This is a genomic window from Lentzea sp. NPDC051213 (genome assembly GCF_044455585.1).
In the GTDB taxonomy this organism is placed as follows: Bacteria; Actinomycetota; Actinomycetes; order Mycobacteriales; family Pseudonocardiaceae; genus Lentzea.
On the sequence record NZ_JBITEX010000009.1, the window covers coordinates 206,394 to 231,070 of the forward strand.

The 24,677-nt window shown below is 68.7% G+C and carries 24 protein-coding genes; 6 read left to right on the plus strand and 18 right to left on the minus strand.

All coding sequences use genetic code 11. From position 1 onward, the window contains the following. Positions 1–326 precede the first annotated feature (326 nt). Together ACIA8G_RS35185 and ACIA8G_RS35190 are read right to left on the minus strand one after the other, a co-directional pair. Complete coding sequence (locus tag ACIA8G_RS35185; protein ID WP_396423054.1) at positions 327–2,651, minus strand: LuxR C-terminal-related transcriptional regulator; 2,325 nt, start codon at positions 2,649–2,651, stop codon at positions 327–329. An 86-nt stretch (positions 2,652–2,737) separates the two neighbouring features. After that, on the minus strand, positions 2,738–3,394 hold the full coding sequence (locus ACIA8G_RS35190; RefSeq protein ID WP_396423055.1) for a hypothetical protein: 657 nt from the start codon (positions 3,392–3,394) through the stop codon (positions 2,738–2,740). Between the two features lie 554 nt (positions 3,395–3,948). On the opposite strand from ACIA8G_RS35190, the gene ACIA8G_RS35195 reads away from it, so the two are divergent. Beyond that, positions 3,949–4,548, plus strand: coding sequence for a hypothetical protein (locus ACIA8G_RS35195; RefSeq protein ID WP_396423056.1), 600 nt, complete (start codon positions 3,949–3,951; stop codon positions 4,546–4,548). Then, positions 4,545–6,416: a hypothetical protein gene (locus ACIA8G_RS35200; RefSeq protein WP_396423057.1), complete on the plus strand. Its 1,872-nt coding sequence runs from the start codon at positions 4,545–4,547 to the stop codon at positions 6,414–6,416. The genes ACIA8G_RS35195 and ACIA8G_RS35200 overlap by 4 nt, the downstream gene beginning before the upstream one ends. 313 nt (positions 6,417–6,729) lie before the next feature. Here the strand turns inward: ACIA8G_RS35200 and ACIA8G_RS35205 are convergent, their stop codons facing one another. The 13 genes from ACIA8G_RS35205 to ACIA8G_RS35265 form a co-directional block, all read right to left on the minus strand. Further along, positions 6,730–7,386 (minus strand): restriction endonuclease, encoded by a 657-nt coding sequence (locus ACIA8G_RS35205; RefSeq protein WP_396423058.1) that lies wholly within the window; start codon positions 7,384–7,386, stop codon positions 6,730–6,732. 262 nt (positions 7,387–7,648) lie between these two features. Then, a complete protein-coding gene (locus ACIA8G_RS35210; RefSeq protein WP_396423059.1) occupies positions 7,649–9,016 on the minus strand; it encodes a pentapeptide repeat-containing protein in 1,368 nt (455 codons plus the stop codon). A 328-nt stretch (positions 9,017–9,344) separates the two neighbouring features. Further along, complete coding sequence (locus ACIA8G_RS35215; protein WP_396423060.1) at positions 9,345–10,721, minus strand: hypothetical protein; 1,377 nt, start codon at positions 10,719–10,721, stop codon at positions 9,345–9,347. Positions 10,722–11,074: 353 nt separating this feature from the next. After that, complete coding sequence (locus ACIA8G_RS35220; protein ID WP_396423061.1) at positions 11,075–11,251, minus strand: hypothetical protein; 177 nt, start codon at positions 11,249–11,251, stop codon at positions 11,075–11,077. A 95-nt stretch (positions 11,252–11,346) separates the two neighbouring features. Then, positions 11,347–12,273 carry an RNA polymerase sigma factor gene (locus ACIA8G_RS35225; RefSeq protein WP_396423062.1) on the minus strand — a complete coding sequence of 309 codons (927 nt, stop codon included), beginning with the start codon at positions 12,271–12,273 and terminating at the stop codon, positions 11,347–11,349. Between the two features lie 401 nt (positions 12,274–12,674). After that, positions 12,675–13,898: a hypothetical protein gene (locus ACIA8G_RS35230; RefSeq protein ID WP_396423063.1), complete on the minus strand. Its 1,224-nt coding sequence runs from the start codon at positions 13,896–13,898 to the stop codon at positions 12,675–12,677. Beyond that, positions 13,895–14,074, minus strand: a complete 180-nt coding sequence (locus tag ACIA8G_RS35235; protein ID WP_396423065.1) for a hypothetical protein — start codon at positions 14,072–14,074, stop codon at positions 13,895–13,897. Before ACIA8G_RS35235 ends, ACIA8G_RS35230 begins: the two co-directional genes overlap by 4 nt. Positions 14,075–14,226: 152 nt before the next feature. Then, entirely contained in the window at positions 14,227–14,973 is a 747-nt protein-coding gene (locus ACIA8G_RS35240) for an ATP-binding protein (RefSeq protein WP_396423066.1), read from the minus strand. Then, positions 14,970–16,271 carry a Mu transposase C-terminal domain-containing protein gene (locus ACIA8G_RS35245; RefSeq protein ID WP_396423289.1) on the minus strand — a complete coding sequence of 434 codons (1,302 nt, stop codon included), beginning with the start codon at positions 16,269–16,271 and terminating at the stop codon, positions 14,970–14,972. Before ACIA8G_RS35245 ends, ACIA8G_RS35240 begins: the two co-directional genes overlap by 4 nt. Continuing rightward, on the minus strand, positions 16,181–16,984 hold the full coding sequence (locus ACIA8G_RS35250) for a hypothetical protein (protein ID WP_396423067.1): 804 nt from the start codon (positions 16,982–16,984) through the stop codon (positions 16,181–16,183). Before ACIA8G_RS35250 ends, ACIA8G_RS35245 begins: the two co-directional genes overlap by 91 nt. Next, the gene (locus ACIA8G_RS35255) at positions 16,981–17,727 is read right to left on the minus strand and encodes a TnsA-like heteromeric transposase endonuclease subunit (RefSeq protein ID WP_396423068.1); all 747 of its coding nucleotides are present in this window, start codon (positions 17,725–17,727) and stop codon (positions 16,981–16,983) included. The genes ACIA8G_RS35250 and ACIA8G_RS35255 overlap by 4 nt, the downstream gene beginning before the upstream one ends. Before the next feature lie 644 nt (positions 17,728–18,371). After that, positions 18,372–18,611 (minus strand): Rmf/CrpP family protein, encoded by a 240-nt coding sequence (locus ACIA8G_RS35260; protein ID WP_396423069.1) that lies wholly within the window; start codon positions 18,609–18,611, stop codon positions 18,372–18,374. Then, complete coding sequence (locus ACIA8G_RS35265) at positions 18,608–19,444, minus strand: hypothetical protein (RefSeq protein ID WP_396423070.1); 837 nt, start codon at positions 19,442–19,444, stop codon at positions 18,608–18,610. Before ACIA8G_RS35265 ends, ACIA8G_RS35260 begins: the two co-directional genes overlap by 4 nt. Positions 19,445–19,670: 226 nt before the next feature. On the opposite strand from ACIA8G_RS35265, the gene ACIA8G_RS35270 reads away from it, so the two are divergent. From ACIA8G_RS35270 to ACIA8G_RS35280, 3 genes are all read left to right on the plus strand, one after another. After that, positions 19,671–20,651 (plus strand): hypothetical protein, encoded by a 981-nt coding sequence (locus tag ACIA8G_RS35270; protein WP_396423071.1) that lies wholly within the window; start codon positions 19,671–19,673, stop codon positions 20,649–20,651. Between the two features lie 142 nt (positions 20,652–20,793). Further along, positions 20,794–21,537 carry a hypothetical protein gene (locus ACIA8G_RS35275; RefSeq protein ID WP_396423072.1) on the plus strand — a complete coding sequence of 248 codons (744 nt, stop codon included), beginning with the start codon at positions 20,794–20,796 and terminating at the stop codon, positions 21,535–21,537. Between the two features lie 231 nt (positions 21,538–21,768). Beyond that, positions 21,769–22,362, plus strand: a complete 594-nt coding sequence (locus ACIA8G_RS35280; RefSeq protein WP_396423073.1) for a hypothetical protein — start codon at positions 21,769–21,771, stop codon at positions 22,360–22,362. A 10-nt stretch (positions 22,363–22,372) separates the two neighbouring features. Here ACIA8G_RS35280 and ACIA8G_RS35285 read toward each other — a convergent pair whose 3' ends face one another. From ACIA8G_RS35285 to ACIA8G_RS35295, 3 genes are all read right to left on the minus strand, one after another. Then, the gene (locus ACIA8G_RS35285; RefSeq protein ID WP_396423074.1) at positions 22,373–22,534 is read right to left on the minus strand and encodes a hypothetical protein; all 162 of its coding nucleotides are present in this window, start codon (positions 22,532–22,534) and stop codon (positions 22,373–22,375) included. 387 nt (positions 22,535–22,921) lie between these two features. Then, a complete protein-coding gene (locus ACIA8G_RS35290) occupies positions 22,922–23,950 on the minus strand; it encodes a pentapeptide repeat-containing protein (protein WP_396423075.1) in 1,029 nt (342 codons plus the stop codon). A gap of 39 nt (positions 23,951–23,989) precedes the next feature. After that, positions 23,990–24,307 (minus strand): hypothetical protein, encoded by a 318-nt coding sequence (locus tag ACIA8G_RS35295; RefSeq protein WP_396423076.1) that lies wholly within the window; start codon positions 24,305–24,307, stop codon positions 23,990–23,992. Between ACIA8G_RS35295 and ACIA8G_RS35300 the strand changes: the two genes are divergently transcribed. Beyond that, positions 24,281–24,559 (plus strand): hypothetical protein, encoded by a 279-nt coding sequence (locus tag ACIA8G_RS35300; protein ID WP_396423077.1) that lies wholly within the window; start codon positions 24,281–24,283, stop codon positions 24,557–24,559. The genes ACIA8G_RS35295 and ACIA8G_RS35300 overlap by 27 nt on opposite strands. The last annotated feature ends 118 nt before the right edge of the window (positions 24,560–24,677 follow it).

Sequence of the window (24,677 nt, forward strand, 5' to 3'; positions counted from 1 at the left end):
TCCAGCCCCCTGACGGCACGGGGTAGAACCCCTACAGTTGGAGGTGCCCGGGCCACGGCCATTAGCGGTCATCCGGGCCAACCACGCTGCTGTCTGAAGGCCGGACGCGCATGGACACGGGACCCGAGTTGCACCTCGGGTCCCGTTCTCGTACTTCTCGACACCCAGGCACCGCGCCAGCACTGCACCGAAGACGACGCGCTCCCGCGACAAGTCCTGACCCGCAGCCAGGGCGGCAACCGACTGCTCCCAGGCCACGATCAACCGGCACTGCTGCGGGTGTGCCGTGCGCGGCCGCAGGCCAGCAGGCCGATTGCGAACGGCTACTAGGCCAGGTGGTCGGCTACCCAGATCATGATCTCGCGGCGGTTGGTGAGGCCGAGGCGGCGCAGGATCGCCGAGACGTGAGACTCGACTGTCCGCTGGGAGATCACCAGGTTGTCTGCGATGTCCTTGTTGCTCGTGCCGAGAGCCACCAGTTTGGCGACGGTGAGCTGGGTAGGGGTCAAGGATGTGGAGTCCTGCTGGTCGACCAGGGCCACGGCCTCGTCGTAGGTCTGGATCCGGGCCCCCAAGGACATCGCGGCCTTGTAGCCGGGTGTGCCCAGCATCTGCCGTACTTCCTGTTCGGCGGCACGCCGGAAGTCGGCGAGGGGCACCATCCGGTCAGGCCGCACACCCCTGAGGTCGGTCAGCGCGGACGCCGCGCCCAGCAGCACGGCGGCCCGGCGGGCTTCGCCCAGCTGGGCGTGTGCCCAGGCCAGGGCCTCGATTGACCAGATCGGGCCCCAGTGGTCGCCGAACTCCCGCTGCTCGCGCAGGATCGCGAGCAGCGTCTGCACCGCGCGTTCCGGCTCGCCGAACCGCATGTCCGCGATGGCCACGGACCACTTCATCCAGGTGATCACCCAGGGCGACTGCTCCCGCTCTGTCTCCTGCAGGGCGGCTGCGGTGATGTCACGTGCTTGTTGCTCGTCGGCGAGCAGTGCCGCACCGATCGACATCAGCATCAGTGCCATGGAGGCGTCGAGGCGCATCTCCGGCCCGAGGGCACGGAACTGCAGGTGCGCGGTGTGCAGCAGCGCGATGCCGCTGGGATCGCCCTCGGCCCAGATCCGGTAGACGCCCTGGATCTGCGTGACTGGCGCGAACTCCACGCCGAGCCCAGCGGCCAGCGCCGCCGCCCGGTCGAGGTGGGCCCAGGTGTCGTCGTGCTGTTGCCCGGTGCACAGCTCGATCCACACGTCCAGCGCGCCGGCCGCGGCACGCAGCAGCGGGTCGGCATCCGGCGCCGCCTGCAACGTGCGTTCCAACCAGCGGATTCCCTCCGGCATCGTGCCGGAGAAGAAGAAGTAGCGGCTGCGGGCCAGCGCGATCGCGACCTGCAGGCCGGTCTGCGCCTGGTCCGGCTCGACCAGTGCCGCGGCCATCACCGCCCGGAAGTTGGGCATGTCCCGGCCGATCTCCTGCAAGACGTCGACCTCGCGGGGCCCACGGCAGTCCGCGGCGGCCTGGTTCGCGACGTCGCGGTAGTAGTCGCGGTGCCGGCACCGCAGCATCGTCTGCTCACCGCGCTCGTCGCTGCGCATCGCCGCGTACTGCCGCATGGGCACCAGCAACCAGTACCGATGCCGTGAGTCCCCGGTCATCACCACAGAGCTGGTCACCAGGCGGTCCAGCGCGTCGACCACGGTCTCGCGCGGCAGTCCGTCACCGGAGCACACCGCTTCCGCGGCCGCGAGCGTGAAGGGGCCGGCGAACACCGACAATCGCGACCACAGCAGCTGCTCAGCCGGGGTGCACAGGTCGTGGCTCCAGCTGATCACCGCGTGCAGGGTCGCGTGGTGCGGCAGCACGGTCAACCTGTTGCGGGTGAGCAGCTGCATCAGCGCGTCCATCCGCTGGTCCAGCTCGTCGATCGACATGCTGCGCAACCGCACGGTAGTCAGCTCGATGGCCAGTGGGATCCCGTCGAGATGCTGCAGGACCCGCACCACCGCCGCCCAGTTCGTGGCGGTGATCCTCCAGCCTGGCGCGCAGCTCTGGGCGCGGGCGGCGAACAGGGCCACCGACTCGTACTCCTGCTCGGGTGCGGCCGGCATCGGCTCGTCCGGGCGAGCGGGCACCCGCATCGGCGGAACCGCCACGACTTCCTCGCCGGACACCTCCAGCAGGGTGCGGCTGGTCGCCACGATCGTCAGCCCGGGAGCGCTGCGCAGCAGGGTGGCCGCCAGAGTGGCGGCCGCGGTGACGACGTGCTCGCAGTTGTCCAGCACGAGCAGCATCTGCCGGTCACGCACGTAGTCGACCAGCGCGGTCAGCGGCTTGCGGGTCGACTGGTCGGGCACGCCGATCGCCTCGAGCACGGTCTGCACCAGCGTCTCTGGATCGTCGACGGGCGTGAACTCCGCCAGCCACACGCCGTCGTCGAACGCGTCGGCCAGCTGCCTGGCCAGCTCTTTCGCCAGCCGTGTCTTGCCCGCGCCGCCTACTCCGGTCAGGGTGATCAGCCGTTCCTCGCTGGCCCCGTCCCGCGCCTGGGTGAGCCGCTCTCGCAGCCCGGCCAGCAGGGACGTGCGGCCGAAGAACGAGTCGATCGCGAGCGGCACCACGTTGCCCGCTCGCTGCTCGTGCGTCTGCTGTCCGGCCATGACGGTGACGCTACGACATTGGGCGCACACTCACGGCGACTTCGCACATTTGAGGCGTATGTCGCATCGCCGCTGGTGAGCGCAGGCTACCGGCCGGTACAGCGGAGGCTGGCAAGCCCGTTTCGGTGCGTGAGCACTCTCCAGAGCACGGTCTCGCGCACCAGCGCCACCGGCACCCCGCCCAGCAGCAGCGTGGCCTGTACGTGCACCACGGGGTGGTCGTCGCGAGGGCGGGTGGCGACGGTGTAGGCGTAGTGGGTCGAGCGGTCCGCGTCGCGCAGCAGCCGGCCCAGCGGGATCTCGCCGTGGCGCAGGGCTTCGCGATCGGCCAGGCTCAAGCCGAGGCGGTGTTCGAGCACCAGCGCGGTGACCGCCGCCATCCGGAACAGTGGGCCTGCGATGCGCGGCACCAACCAACCGTCGCGGTAGGTGGCCTCAGCGCCGGGATCGACGTCGAGCAGCACCGCGTCCTCCCACGACACCGGCCGCAGGGCGTCAGGCAGCCGCGGCTCCCGCTGTAACGGGGTGCCCAGGTAGACGCCCAGTGCCGCGGTGAACGATCTGGTCGTGCGCAGCACGCGGACGAGCCGGGCCGCCTCGTCGGCGAGCAGCGGACCCGCTTTGACCGGCCCCCGGATCGCGGCGGACTCGACGATGGCGTTCTCGTCGAAGTGGGCCGTCACGATCTCAGTCGCGCCGGCTATCTGGCCCTGGAAATGCTGGTCAACCGTCTGCAGTGTCATCGTGCCGTGCCCCTCGTGAAGGCCGGGACGGCAGGCGACTCACGAGGGGCACGGACACCTGAAGCAGGTGCTGGACCAGCCCACTGTGCACCTCGACCGGCGGACGTGGGGCCGATTCGTCGAACAACACCTGCTCAGACGCTCCGGTGTGCGCCTTGCTGTCGCGGCGCACTCCCACGGCAAACACCTCTTTGCCGTTCCTGAACGCTGCTCGGCCCGCACGAGCACGGCATAGGTACCGCAGATCAGCGATCACACCGATGCGGAGCCAGCCGCCGCGTATCGATGCTGGTCACGGGTCAGGAGGGACTGGCCTGTGATGCATGAGGGGGTCGTATGTACGAGGCGAGGAGCGGTAGCGGGCCGCGTCGGGAGTGGGCTGGCGCGCCGTCGCGCACGGCACGCAGGGGGTCCGGTGCGGGTCTGTGCCGTGGCGCCGGCCAGCACGGCGATCGCGAACTGGTGGCGAGCCAGGTTTCTGTCCGGTGTGCCGGCGAGTTCGGGGGCGTGACCAGGGGCCTTTCTCCACTTGGTGCTGGGAGTCGGTGGTCGTGGTGAGCACCGAGTCGATGTTGCGGCCGGAGCCGGATCTGGTTGTTCCGCAGGTGCGGCCGCTGCCGACGATCGGTGTTGATCCTGGGCAGACGTGGACGGCGGCGGTGCTGCGGGTGGGGGACGCCGGCGTGCACGGCTGGACGATGGGCCCGGTCGATCGGTTCGGCGTGATCCAGCGGGACGCGCTCAACGACCCGGACAACTGGGAGGCGTTCGCCCGCTACACCGCCCGGCTGGTCGACGGGCTGGTCGAGCTGGTGGAGTTCGCCATCGCCCGGTTCGGCGAGGTGCGGGTGGCGGTCGAGGTGCCGCGGGTGCCGATCGGCTACCAGCCGGGTTCGTCGAAGCGGTTCCAGCGGCTGCCGATGCAGGACTGGATGATCCCCCGGCAGGTGGCGGCCGCGGTGATCGGGCAGTTCCCGGAGGCGCGGGTGGTGTTCCCGGACGGGTTCGGTTCTCGGCCTGCCTCGGAGTACCCGCAGGAGCTGCGGGGGCGCCGCTCACCGGAGTGGGGGCCCAACGAGACGCCCCGCCGCGAGCGTGACCACGAGAGGGCCGCGTACGACGTCGCGGGCGTGGCCGCGCGGATGCCGCGATGACCGGTCCGGCGGTCACCGACGAACTCGAGGACGAGGGCCAGGCGGCCGCACCATCTCGGCCGCGGCCGCGGCGCGCGCGGTTCGAGTGGTTGCGGGACTGGCGCACGGTGCGGTCGGTGCTGCAGTCGTGGTGGTTCTCCGTAGGCGGCTACGACCTGCGGGCCGCGGTCTATGACGCGCGCCGGGCACCGGGCTGGGTGTTGCTGGGCTTCGTGGCGATCTCGTGGATCGCGACAGACTTCACGCTGGTCCCGGTCGGGGTCGCCGTCGGGTTGTGGCTGGTCATGATGTGGCTGACGCGGTGGCTGCACTGGTGGGTCCGCCGGCGGGTGCGGCGCTGGGCGCGACCGGTTGTCGGCCTGGTGGCGCTGGGCTGGCTGGCGCTGGACGCCGGCGTGTGGGTGTGGGTGCTCGCTCTCGGGTTGTGGCTGATCATTGCCGGGCTCTCCGACACCTGGCGGGCCCGCAACCGGCTGTGCGCGTGGGTGCTCGCCTCGATCGCCCGGTCCGCGCGCGTGGACCCAGGCGAGTTCGCGGTACGGCGCCGGGAGTGGGACGGCACGCGGCTGGTGTTCGCCGAGGTGCCGTTCGGCGACTCCGTGCGAGTGGAGGAGCCCGCGGTGCGGGAGCGCATCGCCTCGGCGGTGCGGTGGTCGCTGCGGCACGCCGGCGACTACTCGGTGTCCTGGCCGGCCGGGCGGGCGGTGTTCGAGCTCAAGGCCGCGCCGGCGTTGCCGGTCAACATCACCGATCTGGTGTGGCCGTCGAATCTGCCCGGTATTCCGGTCGGGGTGACCGATGAGGAATCGGCGACGGGCATTTACGAGGAACGTGACGAGCGCACCGGTGAGGTGCTGCTGCGGCTGCCGTTGCTGATGATCGACCCGCGTGAGGAGGAGAAGCACCTGCTCGTGATCGGCGGGACTGGCGCGGGCAAGTCGCACTTCACCCGCGGCTACATCGCCCGGGGCTTGAGCAACGGCTGGTTTCCCGGCGGTGCCTGGATTCTGGACGGCAAGTCGAGCTCGGACTACATCTGTTTCGAGGGCCGCCGGGGTGTGCATTGCGTGGCCCGTGAGCCGGAGGAGTGGCTGCAGGCTCTGCAGCAGATCTCGGCCGCGATGCGGGCCCGTTACGACGCGGACGCCGAATATCACCGGGGCAACCGGCCCAAGCCGCATCAGCCGCCGTTCCTCGTGGTCCTGGAGGAGGTCCAGGAAATCCGGTCGGTGCTGGGCCCGAAGGTGCTCGACCCGATCCTGCAGCAGCTTTCCCGGCAGTTGCGTGCCAGCGCTGGCCGGCTGATGGTGGTCACGCAGCGCCCTGACGCCGAGGACGCGATTCCGGGCGCGGTGCGCGACATGCTGGAGTACCGGTTCGTGCTGGGCTATGTCTCCCCGATCGGCGCGCGGATGGCGCTGGGCGGCGACTGGAGGCAGGCGGTGGACGAATACGGCGCCGAGCCGATCCCTGGCCGCGGATTGGCGGTGGTGGGGAAGATCTGCCGTATTCAGGGCCTGCGGATCGATCTGCCTCGGGAGCATCCCGAGATGGAGAGGCTGTATCCGCCGAAAACCGGGCAGAGCACCCCCGGAGACGGCGGAGACGGCGGAGACGGTGGCGGCGGTGGCGGGCAGCCGCCGGCGGATCCGCTGCCGTCCAACGTCATCCGGTGGGCGCCCCGCCGCCCGGCGGCCGCGCAGGACGACAACGAGGAGCACCGCGGCGTCGAGGCGGAGGCTCCGACCCCGCCGGCCGGGATGCCGGTAGTGCGGCCCGAACAACTCACCCCTTCACCTGTGCAGGACGCACCGCCGGCGGACATGAGCGCCGCGGACGCGCGTCCCAGCCGGCGGCGCACGGTCTGACCGGCCCCCCGGCTTCGCTGACGGCAACGGCCCGGTTCCTGATCAGGAACCGGGCCGTTTCGTGTTCGGCTGGGCGCGAGTCGGAACAGTGGTTTATGTCCGGTCCGGTCGAAGATGGCGGAGGGCGGTGCGCCTGACCTGCAGCCCGCCAACTAGGTGCGGACAACTCGTCGTCCAACTGTCCGGACCTACCTGGCGGAATCCGCTGCGGAGCATTCCGCCAGTGCGTGAACGGTCCGTCCAGACCACGTCCTCAGCACGCGCCACAACAGTTGGAACCCGGCTAGGGCTGGCCTTCGGGGTCGGACTGCACCTAACTGAAGTAGCGCAGCAACCGGCGAACGCCGAACGTCAGACACACCACAGCCAGCAGCAGGATCACCGCGCCGCCCAAAGGGCCGTCTCCGTGCCAGTTCTCCGGCTTGAGTGCTCCCATGACCAGTGCCCACGTGAACAGCGCCCCGAGGGTGAGCAACCCTACAGTCGCGCCGACGCCTCCAGGCTGGGACCGTCGCGACGCGACGGTCAGTCTGGTCTGCGCCGCAACTGACGCCGGGCTCGCGGCCTCGCCGACTGCCAGACCTGCGGCACGAGACATGACGCGGGCTGCTGCGGCATTGGTCGGAATGACGGCGCCATCGAGCAGGTAGGTGAACAGGGCAATGTTCATGTCGTCGGCGTAGACAACTGCGGTGTTGGTATAACCCGCTCCGGTGAAGAACAGCAGCTCTGCGGCGTAGTCGCGGCCGCGGGCTCCGACAAGGTTCTGCAACTGGGGCCGACCAACCTGCCGCGCTTCGAACTTCACCTGCGCCAGCGCACCATAGGCACAAACGTCCACGCCCCCATCCGCTCCCGATGCAGTCAGCTGCACGCCGCGGTACCCGAAGTGACGCATCCACGCGGCCGCGTTCTCTTCGGCTACCTGCCACGAGTTGATCTGCCGGAACGGCGGTCGTAACTCGACCATGACATGCAGCGTAACCCCGAGGTCCCGCCCAGCAAGATCTCGGCGTCGCCTCACACGGACAGAACCACTACGGCTGGTCCCCGAACTCCGCGACTACCTCCGCCAACTAGGTGCGAACACCGCCATGTTCACGCGGACAAGACACATCGTGTCTCGTCCGGACGAACTTGTCGTCTCCTGGAGCGGCTGACCTTCGATCCGAGAAGCGGGTGCGGACGGAAGGCGTGGAGATTGTGACGGAAGGCGTGGATATTGTCCGGACCTACCTGCGGACGTCGGGACTGGAGCTTCCGGTGGTCGCCACGGAGTTGCCGTCCTTACCTGAGAACAGGTGGGGCTCGACCTCATCCGGAACGGTGCCGCTGAACCGTGTCGCGGCGAACCAGGTACGACCGCTGAACTTCGCCTCGGAGAACTCGGCCATGCCGCTGAACTTCGCCCCGATGAAAGAGGCGTTGCTCAACTTCGCCCGGGAGAACACGGTCGTGCCGTTGAACTTCGCCCCGACGAAAGAGGCTATGCCGTTGAACTTCGCCCCGACGAACCCGGCCGTGCCGTTGAACGTCACCCCGTCGAACCTGGTGGTCACGCTGAACTCCACCGCGTCGAACCTGGCCTCCTGGTTGAACTGTGCCTTGTCGAACGCGGAGCCGCCGTTGAACTGCGCTTGCTCGAACAAGACGCTGGCATCGAACTGCGCCCAGCCGAACCAGGCGCCGCCGTTGAACTGCGTCCCAACGAACCTGGCCCGGCCGTTGAACTTCACACTGTCGAACGTGGCGCGATCGCTGAACTGCGCCATGCGGAGCTGGGTAAAGCCATTGAACTGCGCCTTGTTGAACCGGGCACCACGGATGGCTGTTCCGGTGAGGTCGAAGTCGATGAGGGTGGCGCCGGTGAGGTCAAGGTCGATGTCGGGCCAGAAGGTGTGGGCCGGACGTGTGAACCGCCGCAGCCAGGTACGGGCCGGTATGCGTGGTTGGAGATGGTCGCGCAGAAGGCGTTGGGCTGTGAGCCGGACTTCGCGTTCTTGATGGGCTTCCTGCTTGACATCTTTCGGCGTGGTGTCCGAGACGGAGCCAGAGAGTGGCTGGGAGCGCGCCCGCCTAGGTCGCAGGGGTGCACGAATGCCTCCGAGTTTGCTGGTGCCTGGGGCGCGGGGAGGGGTGTAGGGGGACCGCAGGTAAGCACAGATGACATCGACGATGGTCTGGCGGTGTGCGGGGTTGTCCTGGGCGACGCGTTCGAGAGCGTAGAGCCCGCCGTGGCGCACGGCCGGCTTGTCGGAGCCGAGTTGGTCGACGGCCTTGACGTAGAGCTCGGTCAGCCTGCGTTCGGTGGCGTCGTGCTCGGTGGCCTGCTGGCGTCGCAACGCGAGCGCCAGGGTGATCATGGCGCCGATGCCCGCGCCAATGGCCAACCCCGTTCGGATGGCGTCGAGCCGGTCCTGCGCGGTACCAGGAGCCAGCACCTTGATCAGAACAGCCACCGCCGCCGCGGTGCTGATCAGCACGGGCGCGACGACCGCCAGGATCGGCCGCCACCAACCTGTCCAGCCACGTCGTTTGCTCACCAGGCGATCATCGCGGAACCAGCCGGGCTTTGTCGTGCCCTGTCGGCCGGTGGCCAAGATCAGCGATCTGCGGCTCACTATGCAGGTCCAACTGTCCTCTCCTGTGGCGCGTGTGCCGCCTGACCCGGCCCGACAAATACCTCTGGGCACCGACATCACCAACGACAACCAGGTCTGGACACCGACAACTTCAGTCGGACTAGACAGTTGTCCTGTCCGAGTGAAGGTGGCGGATGACGAGGGTGTTGACCTGCGGTCCGCCAACTAGGTCCGGACACTGCGACCCACCGTCGTCCTGACCTAGTTGGCGGATTCCGTGGTCGAGCAGCAGCGCCTGATCGTCATCGCTGTCCAGGAAAACCAGTACCGCAGACGGCGTTTGAGGTCACGCACGGCGGTCCCACCGCCTGAGGTCACGCACGGTGAGGTGCTTCTGGCCAGTCCCCAGGAGGCGTCGGACGCCCTCCGGCGGCGGCGTCGGCGGCGTCGGGAAGCGGAACATCGTCGTTGTCTGGTCGGATTCGTCGTGGCCGGACGCATGGCCGACCGACACGATCATGTGCTCCGGGGCCGTGTCGAGGCGGCCGTCGATCACAAGCGTGGTCGCCTCCACGACGATCTTGCGAAACGGGGGATCGAGGTCGGTCAGCGGCTGCGTCGCGTCCGGGGGCGTAAGGGAGCCGTCGTCTCGTGGTGACCGTCCCGCCTGGCGCCGTTCCAGAACGCCGGGCCATTCCCGGGGCATATTCCTGATGGTGGGGTAATCACGGGTGAACACCACGCGGACCTCCGTGCGGTGGCGGCGTTTCTCGCTTACGTGGACGGTGCCGGTGGCGTCGACCGGCGACCTGTGCCCGCTGACGCGGAACGCCCCCAGCGTCACGCCGAGGCCGTCGACCATCGCCCCGGCGAGGCTTGTCTCGCCACCTTCGCCGTCGGGGCTGGCGACGGAGGTCGCGAACACCGGCACGCACGGGACGGCGGCGAGTCGGGCGATGCCGACGCCGTGCGCCATTTCATCGGTGTGGAAGTAGAGGATCGGCTGACAGAGCAGCGGGTCGTCGCCGAGGTCGCTCCTGAGCGCCTGGACCGCGTTGAAGAGGGTCGCCAGCGCGTCCCGCTCGCGCCTCGCGTCCGTACGGATCGCGCCGAGCGGGCCGTGCCACAGTGAGCTGGTCGGCGAGCTGGCGTAGCCGCCGATCGCCTTGAGCCGCAGTTTCGCGCCGAAGTCGCCGTCCTGCCGCACCTTGGCCTCGAGTGCGGCCGCGTCTGGCCGGGAGAACGTCCGGACGCTCGCCCGGATTCCCCGCAGCGCCGTCTCGGACGCGTCGGCGAGGGTGTCGATCGCGTCGCGCGCCGAGCCTTCGGCGAGCCAGCACGCTGCGACGTGGACCTTCGCCTGGACGGTCGCCTCGCATGACTGCGCCGAGTGGCTCGCGCGGACGAACGCCTCGCGGGCCCGGTCGATGCTTGCACGGCGATCGCGCGCTTCGCGGTGTTCGGCGGCGGCGATCCTGAGGTGATCGCGACCGGCCCCCATCTCGGTCGTCCAGAGCTGAGCCGTGAGCTTGTCGATCTTCTCCTCGATGCGCGCCAGACGTTCGGTCGTGTCCTGAGGCGCGGTGAGCAGCGTCTTGAGCACGAGTGCTGCCGTGGCGCCGCTGATCTCGCCGGTCGTCGAAGGGCTGCCGTCGTGGGAGCGGAACATCGCCTTGAACGCATGGGACGCGGCGAGCGCTAGCAAGCCCGACACCAGTTCCATCGCCTGCCTCCGCCCGCCGGCCCCCATCGGGATTGTCTCGCGGCGACAGCGAAGGGCGCGACCTCGGTCAGGACACCGCGGCATGTCCAGCGGCTGCGTCCAGATCCAGCACGGCGGGATTCTGCCCAACGGCACCCGAGGCGCCCTGCACCGACCCCGCAAGGTGACCCCGAACCCCGCAATGACTCCCGCAAACTAAGCCCGAATCCCGAGGTTCACGCGAACAGGACAACAGTTGTCCTGTCCGACTGAAGCTTGCGGATAACAGTGCCCTGACCTCGGGTTCGCAATCTAACTCTGAACGCGGCCGACCCGTTCGTCCGGAGTTAGATTGCGAATTGTGCACTCGACGATCAACGACTGTGAGCGTCGCCCTCCTGTGCGGTTGGAACGTGCGTGAGCTTGATCGGCCCCACCTCGACGTCGACCGGTGCGATCGTGAGCACAGCGGTGGTGAGGGCCGCACTGACGACCAGCACCAGTATCAACCGGCCCGTGCTGGACCAGGTGCTGAGCAGACGACCAGCCACACTGATCACGCTCGTGGTCTCGGTCGGGTACTGCGTGTTACCGCAAGCTGGCGAGGACGCAGATGATCTGCCGCGTCGCTGGCGTCGACGTGTCATCACAGGATGTCCTTCCTCTTACGGGCACGGGCTATCTCAAAACGCCGCAAGCGACGCCGCGAAACGATGTGATGTGTCAAGGCCCAGCCCGCCCGGCCAAGGAGCGCCACCGCGCCGGCCACGACGACCGCCATCCAGACGTGCGCATAGAGCACAAGGGTCACGACCGCCGCCGTGGCACCAGCCGCACCCAGGAGCCCCCACCGCAACACCCACAGCGGAATCGCCCTGGACGCCCTGGACCACACCACCATGTCGCGACCAACCATGTCACCGCTCACCCTGTCGCCGATGTGCTGGTCGCGGCCGGCGAAGTTGCCCCGTGCGCGGAAGGCGTGTACCCGGACGGTGCTGCTGCTGACGCCCAACACATCGGCGATTTCGTCGTTGCTCCACTCCTCGACGAATCGCAGATATGCAACGAGCTTCTGGTTGCCGGGTAGCGCGAGGATCTGCTCCACCGCTTCAGCCGCGAGCACCGCTGTGAATACAGGGTCGCCAAGGGGGGTGCGGTGGAACTGCATCGCATTGGACAACACGTCGACCAGCTTCTGCTGCTGCACAGCGCCGCGGTCGACCTGCCGGATCACATGGAACCAAGCCACCTTTGCTACCCAGGCGCCAGGGGTGTGGACCTTGCTCGGCACTCCGCGGGCCTCGCACTGGCTCAGGTGCCTCCAGAATGCGATGAACGCCTCCTGGACCGCGCCCTCTACGTCGATCCCAGCACCGACGTGGTGCGCGACGCGACGCGCTTTCGTGCGCGTTCGGGTCAACACCTTCCGCTGATGTGCGCGGTAGAACGACGTGTACTCGTCCAAACGAACCGGTGCACCCCAGTCCCGCCCGTAGAGATCATCGTAGGCATCCTGGGTGCGCCGGTAGTCAGGGCCGTGGTTCTCGTTGAACTCGCTGGCGTCGGTCATCAAACGCTCCGTGCACGGTGACGCGCCGGAACATTGTTCATGCGGTGGCGGGGCCACCCCGTTGCGAGAACCATGTCCGGATGCCACGCCGCGGCGCAAGCCTCATCCAGCGTCGTGAGCTGAGACATCGGGAACTCCGATCCTTGGGGGCGGGCCGGTCGTCGCACGCCGTCTGCCCGTGCTGTGCCACACCAGGACCCAACTGTTTACCCAACATCTGAAACTTGGCCCTCCCGCCACGGCGGGAGGTCACCGAGATCGTGGTGACCGCGGGCAGCCGCCAGTTGCCTCCGCAGGGTTCCGAGTTGGTGGAGGCGGTGCTGGCGAAGGTGCGACGAGGCGTGCTGGGCAGGCCGTTCGGCGCAGGTCGCAAACTCGTCGCCGCTGGCGGATTTAGCTGTTCAGGAGCCTGGAAACCAGGGCTGACCGGCTCGTGAGGGGCGTGGTTTGTCCTGGTCGGCCCAGGGAACGGGCTCGGTGGCTGCGTCGAGGTAGGTCATGTCTGCGGCCGGGTGCGGTCGGAGGTATTCGCTCATGAGCAGGGCGTTGGTCTGGGCGACCGTGAGGTGGTTGACCTCGCGAAGCTGGGCTGCCATGTCGCTGGTGATGAACTTGCGCGGGTTGACCGGAGTCAGCGCCCGGTGGTGCAGCAGCATGACGCCCCGCCTGGTGGTGGAGAACCAGGCGGCGCTGTGCTTGCGTGCCTCCTCGGCTTTGGTGACCGGCTTGCGGAAGGTGGGCCCGGCGAAGGTCCGCTCGGCCCGGAAGGTGCTGTGCGGGAGCGCGGGCGCTTGCCAGCTGCGCTGGTCGATCCAGTGCGAGATCGCGTCCTCGACGCAGAGCGGCCGCAGGTCGGTCAGGCCGAGGCGGCGCTGGAGTTCGGCGGTGAACCGACGTTGGTCGTCGGGGCCGCCCGCGGCCAGGCGGCGCCAGCGCAGCGAACCGAAAACCTCGGCGAGCTGGACGGCTTCGGGATAGACCGCGGCGAAGAGCCGGGACTTGCTGAAGGTCTCGTCCTCGGTGCCGGGAGGGATGAGCAGGTCGGCGCGGCGAGCCCACTGGTGGCGGGCGTCGGCGTCGCCGGTGGTCTGGCCGTTCCAGCGGTGACCGCAGACGACGAAGCCGGTGAGCACGGCATCGAAGGTGGCGGCAGGGCCGAGTCGGCGCAGCAGCCGCTGGTGCCGGTGCTGGGCGGCGACGATCTCGGGCAGCTCGGCGAGATCGGGCTGGGGATGATCGGCCTGGTCGGGCGGTCCGATCCAGAGCTGGTGCCGGATGCAGACGAAGTCGTGGTGGGCGAGCAGCTGGATCACCGGTCCGCCGGGGTGCCGCGCATTGCAGCGCCAGCAGCCGCGTTGGGGTTCGTGGCGCAGCGCTTTCCAGTCCGGGCGCGGGACGCGCAGTTCGATGATCGAGCGTTCGAGCCGCTCGCGGGGCTGACCGGCGACGGTGGCGAGCAGGTCGGCCTTGACGGCCTTGCCTTTGCCGTAGCCGCGTCGCAGTCCGCTGACCTGCTCCCAGAGTTCGGCGAACGGCATGTCGTGCAGGGCGGCGAGCCGAGTCAGGTAGGAGACGGCGAGTTCGTTGCGGGCGGGCCGGATGGTGATCGGCAGGCGCGAGGTCATCGAGCGCGGGCCTTGTTGAGGGCGGGTGTGCGCTGGTCAGGGCGTTGCGGGGTGCTGCGGGCGGCGGCGAAGTCGACCGGGACGAGGTCGAGCAGGTCGCGGGTGATGCGTTCGCTGCCGTCGTCGATGGCGAGGATCGCGCCGCCGCGGACGAGCTGGGAGAGGCTGCCGATCATGCCGCCGGTGCGGTCGTAGAGGTAGTCGGCCAGGCCGACGAGCGTGTCGGCGGGGTGCTGGTGCAGGCGCAGCGTGGACTCGAGGGTGGCGACCAGGGCGCGCCAGGATTCGCGTTGGTCGGTGCTGCCGTAGGCGAACGGCGTGGAGCCGATCAGGGTGAAGCGCCCGGCGATCTGTCGTCCCCGGACGCCGGCGAACAGGCCCTGGGCTTCGACCTCGATCCCGGCGTAGCGAACGTTGCGGGCAGCCGCTCAGCGAAGTATTTGAGCTGGTCGGAGACCTCCGCGCCGGACCTGGTCGCCAGGTTGAGGTTGTGGATCTCGTCGACCAGGACGAGCTCGACGTGCGTGCGCGCGGCGGTGGTGCAGACGGCGTTGACGATGTCGGTCATGTTCGCGCGGCCGCGGAACTCCAGCCCGAAGAACCGGGCGAACTCGACCGCGAGCATCTTCGGCGTCGCGGCGGGCGGGACCGTCACATAGACGACCGGGACCCGGTTGGTGCTGGCCGGGGCGGTGTGGCGCTTGCGGACTGCGCGTTCGTGGGTGCGGCCGAGCTGGGTGAGCGCTGTGGTCTTCCCGGTGCCCGAGGCCCCGGAGAGGATCAGGCCGCGGCGGGCGGAGATCTGGCGGCGGTTGAGCTGGATCAGCAGCCGTCCGGTGGTCAGGACCTGGCGGATGATCGGCGTGTTCACCAGCGGCAGCTGCGCGTGGTAGTCGCGGCGGGCCTCGTCGAGCTCGGAGCGGGCATCCGACGCGAGCGCGAGTAAGGCGGCCGGGCTGGGCGCGGCCGGCGTTTCGGCCTGGTGCTCGACGAACCGGCGCCAGCCCTCCTTGGTGGTCAGCGGCTCGTCGACCACCAGCTCGTCGTCGGTGTCGTCCTCCAGCAGGCCGGTCATAACCACCTCTCGGCTTCGGCATCGGCGTCGAAGACACCAAACGGGATCACCTGCGCCCCCGGCGCGGGATTGGGTGCGGATGCGGGCTCGTCGACGACGTCGACCGGCGCGGGAAGCTGGGGCCGGTGCGCGGCCGCGGCGGTGCGGGTGCGGGCGACCACGCGGGCGCTGGCCTTGTCCTGCGGGCCGGTCTGCGCGCGGGTCAGCAGATCGTCGAGGACCCGCGCGATCTCGGCCTCGGTCGCACCCACCGGCGCGAGTGTGCGGGCGTGCCGCCAGGTGAAGTCAGCGAACGGCGCGGCGACCAGCGGAAGGTGCGTCCAGGTGGCGGTGACCCAGCCCTCCGGCGTGCGGACGAACACCCGCGAGAGGTCGTAGGGGTCGTAGTGGATCTCCCACCGGTTGTTCTTCGCCGCGATGCCCGAGGGCTGTCGCCGCCAAAGCCCCAGCTCAGGACTGTCATAGGTCCGGTAGTCGATCCGGATCCCGTAGTCGTTGATCTGGCGCCATTCGACCGGCAGCAGCTCCAGGTAGTCCTCGCCGGTCAGCGTCAACGGCAGGTAACCGGCTGCGGCGACCGCCGCGGCGTAGCGCTCGTTCGGCGTCAGCGCCCGATCCGGCGCGTGCGGGTCGCGCAACGCATCGTGCGGCCGGTGCTGCCAGCCGACGATCAGCCACTCGTCCAACAGCTCCTGCAGCTGCTCGATCGACCACTGCGCCTCGACGTCGCGGCCCCGCCGGGTCGGATCGGCGCCGGTGTAGGAGGCGACGTGCTGCGCGAACAGGGTCTTGATCGACCCGAGCGTGGACTCGATCACGCCCTTGTCGGTCGGTGTGCGCGGCCGCGCCGGCTGAACCGAGATGCCCAGGCGTTCGCAGGCCCGCACGAACACCTCGGAGACGAACACGCGGCCGCGGTCGATCACCACCGTGTCCGGGACGATCACCGGCCGGGCGGCGGCCTCGCGCATCCGCGCGTCGATCGAGACCAGCCGCTCGTGCGGGATCCGCGAGCAGGCCAGCCGCAGCGAGGCGTCCCAGTGCGGCCGCATCGGCTCCGGGACCACCATCTTGGCCAGCAGCAGCGCCGCGTCGACCGCCTTGGTGCCGACCGGACGCAGCACTGCCGCGCAGATCGTGCGGGTGGCGATGTCGACCGCGATCGTCAGGTCCGCCCGTCCGGGAACGCCGTCCTCGAGCAGCACCATCACGTCGATCGGCGTGGAGTCGATCTGGACCTGCTCACCGGGCCTGCTCGCCGAGGTCGGCGTGAACATCGCCTGCGGACGGTTGGCCATCTGCCGGCGGGTGACCGCCGAGCCGAACGTGTGCTTGCCAGCGGTGAGCCGCTCCAGCAGCTCGTAGAACGCCGACCGGCCCGGAAGCGGCACCACGTCGGCGCCGTGGATCTCCTCCACCGCTTCACCACGCGCCGCATCAACCGCGACCTGGTGCCCGTCGACGCGCTGGTCTCGGCGGCGATCACCTCCAGCGCGGCCTCAACCAGCCGCGGATCCGCCCGCCCGGTGACCTCCCAGGTCCGGGTCGCGCGCTGGTCGACTAGGCCCCAGAGACCCTGCGCGGCGTAGCGGGCCCGGCGGCCTTGGACGGTGCGGACGCTGACGCCGAGCTCGGAGGCCTTCGCGCGGTCCCGTTCCGCCAGTGTGTGGACGGCCGGGTCGAAGCCGGGACGTGGAACCGCACCCGGTTCGGCGCCGAGCGGAAGACCGGTCTCGACCTCGACGACGTGGCGTTCCCAGTCCCGCGCGGCCGCCAGGACGTCGGCGGGCAGCGCGTCGAGCAGGCCGATCGGCTCGACTGCTGGCAACGCGGTGGCGCCCAGGACGGCGAAGTCCGGCGCGCTCATCATGTAGCCGGCGAGCACGACCTGCTCGGTGCCCTCGGTCGAGCGCAGGCGCACCGACGTGCTGCTCAAGGCGAGGACCTGGTGCTGCTCGCCGTCGAAGTGGACCTGGTCGCCGGGCGCGAGCACCGGTCGGCCGCCGGTCATGCCGGAACTCCGGCGTCGACGGTGGTCACGGGGGTGTCGGGGTGCAGGGGCCGGGACAGACCGGCATGGAGCTCGTGCTGCCAGAGCAGGTGGAACAGCACCGGCAGGACCGCGATCGGGTCGCCGACCAGTTCGGTGCCGCCGTGCAACGGGAGCCCGGCGGCGAAGACCTCGCGCAGCTGCTCGGCCAGTTCGGGCAGCCGGTGCCGGGGATGGCGGTAGCCGGCCAGCCAGCGCACGTTCGCCACGAGCACGTCGTCGTCGGCACCGAGGACGGTGTAGTCCCAGCCCAGCGCGTCGCAACAGCGCCTGGTTAGGTCGAACGCGACCACGTCACGTGGCTTGATCCGGTTCGGCGGGCGGACGTCGACCACGAGCCCGCGGCCGTCCGCGAGCCGGGCGAAGTAGTCCGGGGCGTGCGAGCGAGTCCGGCCGTTGTCCGCGGTCCAGAGCAACCAGAACGGCTGGGACGCGATGCCGACGACGTCCGGATCGAAGTCGAGCAGCATCAACCGGTCGCGCTCCAGCCACGACTCGAACCCGACGTGCCGACCCGTTGTCGCCGACCACCACAAGCCCGGAAAGTGCCGCTGACCACGGTAGGAGGGAAAGCTTCGGGCCGGAGAACACGTCTCGAACGGCACGGACCACACCTCGGTCAACGGCAGCCGGTGCTCGACGCCGTCGAGCGCGAAGCCGACCTCGACCACGTCGACCGGCGGCGAGGCCCCCTCACTCGTCACCGGCGAAGTGTCCACCATCCGCCACAGCGGTGAGCAACGGGCTCGCAACCTAAGTCCGGACGCTCGCAGCGGCTTCGCAAGGTAGGTCCGGACTTCGCAAGGTAGGTCCGGACGGGACAGTGGTTTACGGCTCGCACGCGACATAGTCGGAAGATCTCTGGGGGCTCTGCCCCCAGTATATCCGCTGCGTCGTGCGAGGCGGTGGGCGAGAAGAATTTCGAAGCCGGTATTTCGAATTTTTGGCGGAGTGGGGGAGGGGAGCGAATGCTCGCTTCTCCCACCCCGCAGCAGCGACGCAGGGAGCGCGCCGATGCCCCTGCGCGGCAGGGCTTCGGCGGTGAGGGCGGAGTCGGCCGACCTGCGGCCGCAGTGATCACCGCCAGGGGAGCGAGGCATCACTCCCCTGGCTCGACCTGCTGGTCAGGGGACCGGCGTGGCGCCACCGGTGGGTCGATGGCGTGGCCACGCACTGGCGTCCGGCAGCCGCGCCGGTGCGGCGATGGGGACGCTGGCCCCGGTCAGCCTCGGACCTTGGCCCTCCAAAGGGGGACCGGCGCGTGAATGCGAACGGCCTCGACGAATCGAGAGGCCGTTCGAATGACGGGCCTGTGCCACCAGGTGATCCGCTTGTCTTCTAAAGGAAGCTACCCGCTAGGGGACTGGCGTGAGCAACTCTGGATGTTTCTGGATTCCCGGAGTTCGGTTCGGCCCTGGGCGTAGCCGCGAATCCACATCGAGCGCAGCGCGAGTGCCCGGTCGTCAGCGGCGGTTTTCCACGGGCAGGAGTCCGGCCCGGTTCCGGCCAGGGCGGCCGCGCGTCCTCGCTCTTGTGCGTCGAGAACATCGTTCGGACCGAGGATGTCAGCCGGGTTCGGCTCGTTCATGCGGTCACCTCTCCCAGCGATTGTGCCTTGGCGGTGCGCGCCGCGTCCTTGTCGGATTCTCGGCCGAACCACGAGTACCGCCATTCGGCGAACGTGATCCTGCTGTTCCTGCCCCACCAGGTGCGCAGTTCCTCGCTCGCGTATTTTCGCGCGCGGGCGGCAGGGCCGGAGAACAGGCTGTGCGGGTCGATCCCGGCGGCCAGGCCGTCACGGGAAAGAAGCTGGCCTCGACACTCGGTCTCCGCCTGCATATAGGCCGTGAACAGGTACGAGTCGTACTCCTCGCGGCACGCCTTGTCCGGCGACAGTCTGCGGCCAGGGCGGCGAGCGGGGTTCGTGAGGGGACTGGCGTCGATCTCGGCTAACTCGGCGGCCGCGCGTTCGCGCCGCTCGTGTTCTTTCTGTGCTTCCCAGGCGGCGATCTCGGCGTCACGTTGCCGGGCCAGATCTTCGCGCCATTCGAGCGTCGCGACGATCTGCTCCTGGGCGGCCGGATCATCGTGCAGGCCGCTGAGCGCGGCCATCAGCTCGTCGTCGCTGAGCTTCCACGTGACCTCTGGTGTGAACTCCCCGGCCTGGGTGGGCGGGAGAGGCGGGGGACTGGCGTCCGCGGCGCGGTCCGTGGTCAGCCGCTGCAAAGCGGCGACGTCGCGGTCGAGCAGCGCGACGTAGTGGTCGAGTTTGTCCCAGTCCTGCGCGTCGTTGTTGGCCCGGCAGGCCCGGTCGTAGCGGCCCATCCGCTGCCGGATGTTCGCCCGCTCCCGCCGCTGCCGGTCGCTGTGGCCTGGACACCGGCGCCCGTGCGGCGGCGCCTCATGCCGTGCTCTGCACATCCCCTCACCCCCGGTGTGTTGATCACCGTCCCCGTGTCCTCTGTGTACCTCCGCAGGGACCGTCGTACGGGCTTAACCAGCGGAAATAGGTGGAAACAGGGTGGGGGTCGGCGGAAGTTAGGTAGGGCGGATCGGTGGTCTCACCGATGCGGGTGGCGCGGCGGGCTCTCGACGCTGGAGCACTCACGGGGGAGGCGTGCGCGTGTGCGCCAGGGGAGTGGTGATCATGCAGTGGAAGCTGTTGGTACCGGGGCTGGCGCTGGGCGTGGTCGGCTCGCTCGGGGTGGCGTCGGAGCACCTGCAGGTGCTCACGGTGCAGCGGCAGCAGGCCGAGCAGGCGCACGACTACCAGGTCTCGCAGATGCTGCCGCGCAGCCCGCAGGACGAGCTGCAGGTCTTCCATTCACTGCTGGCCCGGCGGGAGACGCGCCGCGCGTGCTTCCTGCTGGCGGAGCCGATCAGGCCGGTGTTCGCGGCCGCGCAGGGCGAGGGCGACTGCGTTGCGGCGATGGAGAAGCTCTCCGGCCAGATCACCGACAAGGGGCGCTACGAGCTGCCGATCTACGACGCAGCGACGGCGATCAGCGTGCAGGGCGACCGGGCGACGGTCGACGCGTGCGCCGTCTACTGGAACACCTTCACCCGCCCGCCCGTGGACGCGGGCCCCCGTCTGGGCCGCTGGGAGATGCAGCGCCAGCATGGCAATGGCTACCTGATCACCGGCTGGCAATCGTGCCCGGCGACATCGACGCCACCGGCCGTCAGCTCGACGCCCAGCTCGGCGGCCGCCCGGCACGTGCCGCCCCCGACGACCAGCAGCACCGGCGCCCGCTGGTTGCCCAGCTACCCGCCGGGTTACCCGGCGGTGCTGGCGGCCGCGATCGGGCGTGGCAACACCGATGTGTGCGAATCGATGTTCACCGACACCGGCCGGGAGCAGTTCGCGCGGGTCGTCGGCGCGGCCACGTGCGCGGACGCGATCACCGCGCTGTCAGCCAAGGTCACCGACGCGACGAACTACGCCAACCCGCGCGGCGCCTACTCCATCCCGGGCGCACCGGGCCATGTCACGGTCGACGCGTGCTCGCTGACCTGGGCCAGCGCCACCACCGGAACGCGGCCGCCGGGTCCTCAGCTCGGACGGCTTTCCCTGCGCACCCAGACCGGCGGAGTCGGCTACCTGGTCGTCGGCGTCACCCCCTGCTGAATTTCCGAATTTCTTCTTCTCCAGAGCCAAAAACCCACCAGTTGCGCGTTATCTCTGCTATAGTTTTTCTTGTCAGGCCGGGTGTCGCGACCCGGACCGGACACATCCCGCGACAACACGGCAATTCGAGAGGAAACCGCACGTGGCAATGAACTTTGAGGATCTGGCGGTCGAGGTTGCGGTCCAGGTCAACGGCAACAGCGGCACCGTGACCAGCCTGGCGGTGTTCATCAACGGCGAGAAGGTCACGCCGCAGAACTGGCAGGACATCAGCTACAACGGCGCCGACACCACGAAGAGCGAGTTGCGCTACGACGCATGGTTCGAGACCCGTAGGGGTTCCGCGAAGTTCACCGCTCAGGTGGACCGGTGGTACGGCGATGCGGAGAGCTTCGCGCGTGACGACTTCTCCGGCGTGGCCGAGCGGGTGCAACCCGACGTCGACACCGCCGCCAACCTGACCCCGTCGCTGTGGTTCATGCAGAGCCCTGCGGGCAGCAGGACGCGCAAGGCTGCGCAGGCCACAGTGGCAGCCAAGGCGTTTCGTACCTGCCCCTGGCAGTCCTACGGCCCCAAGGCCGTGGGGTTCGCACTGGCCGCCTACCGCGAGGGGATCCAGCACCCCCAGAAGGGCGCGTTCGACGTGCTGGTGTGCAGCCTGCTGACCGATCTGCGCCACCTCGCCGAGGCCTACGAGATCCGGCTGGAGAGCACCCCGAAACCGGATGCGCGACCACTGGCCCATGACCTGGTCTCCCTGTACAGGGAGATCCGCAACGCCTCACGAGGACTGTGGGCCGACGCACTGGCCATGCCCGGCCGCACCGCCGGCGACGTCGAACACGACGCACTCGCGGACTTCCTGCACGACTGCACGACTGACTGAGAACCCAGGTGACCTGAGGGCAGGCTCAACGACCACCCTCAGGTCACCCCGCTCCCTCCTTGCAGAACGGACGTTTTGCAAGGAGGGAGTCACAAGCCGTTGTCCATAGCGCGCACTCCACCTGACGGACGCACGCTAAGTCTGCTATAGTTTTTCTTGCCGGGTTTGGGTGTCGCGACCCTAACCCGGCAAGGCCCGCGACAACACGACAGACCCTCTGGGGAGAACCACATGTTCAGCTTCCACACCACCAACTTCCGCACGCTCGCGCCGCGAGACCCCGCCGTGCTGGCCACGGCGGCCGATCCGCAGCCGCACGTGCCCGCGGCCTCGTTCGACGAGCTGGACCCGGCGCTGTGGCTGGGCGACGACGCGCGGCGGTGGGGCAGCCGCCGCGAGGACGTGGTGCACGACAACACGATGCACGCCGGCCTCGCGCTGATCGCCGTGATCGCGTTCGAAGACGTGTTCAGCGGCACGCCCAGGCCGGTCGCCGAGGCGGCGGTGCAGGCCTACCGGGATGCGGCACGGCTCGAGGACGAGGAGTTCAGCGCGGTCGTGCGGGAGCTGTTCTGCGGCGCGCTGCACCTGATGGACGCGCGCGGCGTCGACCTGGACGCCCGGCCGGTGACGGGCCTGCAGCTGCGGCTGGGCACGATGCTGTTCGAGCTGGAGGCGCACTGCCGGGGACCCTGGGCCGCGCGCCTGGCCAACGAGTGCACCGGCTTCGAGGACCTCCTGCTCGCCGCGTGCGACGACTACCTCGGCCAGGTGACCCACACCCCGCTCACGCGGGTGTGCCCGTCCGTTCCCGTGTCGCGCTGACCCGGCGGAATCAGGAGAACCCGCTGTGCAGACCTACTTTCTCGGGACGCATCGCCCCCGGCACCTTGAGCGGATCATGGACGTCACGATGTCCACCGGGTACGACCGGCTCGCGGCCGAGCTGGACCAGATCGTCGACGACGAGCTGCGCCGGTTGCTGTTCCCGATGCACATGCTGATGTTCCCGACGGTGCCGTCGCTGGCGAAGTACAAGCGGCTGCGGGGCGATGCGTTCCCGAAGGCGTTCACGATCTACGCGCTGGACTCCGGCGGCTACAACCAGTTGGCACTGCACGGCGAGTACGAACTCTCGCCTGACGACCACGGCGGCGCGGCCTACCGGCACGCCGAGGACCTCGGCGTGCCGTCGATGTGGGCCGCGCCGCAGGACATGATGTGCGAGCACGACGTGATCGCCAAGACCGGCCTGACCGTGTGGCTGCACCAGCAGTACACGATCGACTCCCTGCTCTACTTGAGGGAGAACTTCCCGCACATCTGGTGGATCCCGGTGCTGCAGGGCTGGACGATCGAGGACTACCTTCTCCGGACTACGGACTCAGCGCGGCTCTGCCACGCTTGGCGGTGGGGCATCCTCCGTGGTGGCTTCGCTCGCCATGACAACGTTGCTTGCATCGAAGCCTTCAGGCCAGAGGGTTCGGTCGTTAGCAATGGCGCCAGTGAGATCGGCGTACTCGAGGTTCCGGGCCCTCATGTCCGCACCTCTGAGGTCAACACCTCGGAGGTCGGCTTCATGAAGGTCGGCGCCTTCCAGGGTTGCGCCTCGCAGGATGGCATTGGCAAAGCTTGCTTTGGTTGCCCGAACCTGCCTGAGGTTTGTGTAGCACAGGTCGCTCTTATTGAACACTGCAGCCACCATCCAAGAGCGGGCGAGGTTGGCGTGGCGAATCTGCGCGCCAATCAGCCTAGCGTTGTCCAGGTTTGCGCTACGAAGGTCGACGCGGGACAAATAGAGACGAAGAGTGCCTGGCGATATTTGGCGGCGGCCAAGGACGTTCAATGCAGCCTGGACATCTGGGCATCGCACGTAGAGCCAGGGCAGCGAGTCGGGCGTCGTGCCAGCGGAGGACTCCCCGTCATTAACAGCTGGATGAGGCCACGGTGCGTGGCCTCGAATGAATGCCGCCAAGATGTACTGAACCTGGGGTCGATCTGGAGTGGAGTTCTTAGCAACACGTTCGAGCGCGTAGATCCCCCCAATGCGAACGTCTATATTCTCGCTTCCTATCTGATCAACGGCACGCGTGAAGCGCTCGGTGATCTGGCCCTCACGGTTGACCTGGACTTGGCGCCACGTCGCAATCGCTCCTGCAACCACCAACAGACCAGCTATTGCTTGAAGGAGGGCGGACCGCGCGCCGTTCTGCAGTTGCGACTGTGCCTGCTGCAACTGGATGCGCGTCTCAGGGCTGCTCACCGCAAGCAATTCGCCGTCGGTGAGGCGTGGATACAACAGCTGTGGGATCAGCACAAGACTGGCAAGTATGAGGAGAAGCAAGCAGGTCAGGCCGAGCGTCAGGGGCCAGTGGACTCGTCGCATCACGATCGTCCATGCTCCTATGGACATGCTCCTGAGCGGAAGCCGCCGTTGGGTGTTTGCTCGGTATCACGATGGCTGAGCGGATGCATTCCGATCCGGGCGTGTGAACGCGCGTGTCGGGCTCAGTTGGATCAGTGGGTTTTGGGCGCGGACTTTGCGCATCTGGGTGAGTTTCTGGTTGGCGGCGTCGAGGCTGACTTTGAGACCGTCGACTTCGCCGAGCCAGCCGCAGTCATGGGCTTCGCGGAGGCGGTCGTTGAGGTTGACGACGATCGCCAGCAGGCGGGGTTTCCGGATCGCCGAGTAGCGGCCGCGCGCCGCACCGTCGACTCCTCCAGTCAGGAAAGGGATATCCGCATGCGGCACCCCAGGTTCGGTCGTCATCCGCAGCCGCACACCCTGCAGCAGATCGAGATCCTCCAGACGTGGATCGAGCAGCGGGCGACCGCGTTCACCACGCTGCAGGCCAACAACGCCGCGTGGGCGCTGAGGGGCCGCCGGGCCAGCTTCGGCACCACGTACAAGTTCCTACAGGAGTTGCGCGACGACGGACTGGTGCACCAGGTGAACGAGCCTGACGCCAAGACCCACGAGTGGCTGCACGTCGACCAGATTTCCGTCGCGCCGCCCGCCTGACGACACCTTTCACATGCAGCTTTGCCGCCTGCACATTAAGTCTGCTATAGTTTTTCTTGACGGGTTCGGGTGTCGCGACCCGAACCCGGCAGACCGCGACAACCCGCACACGAGCTGG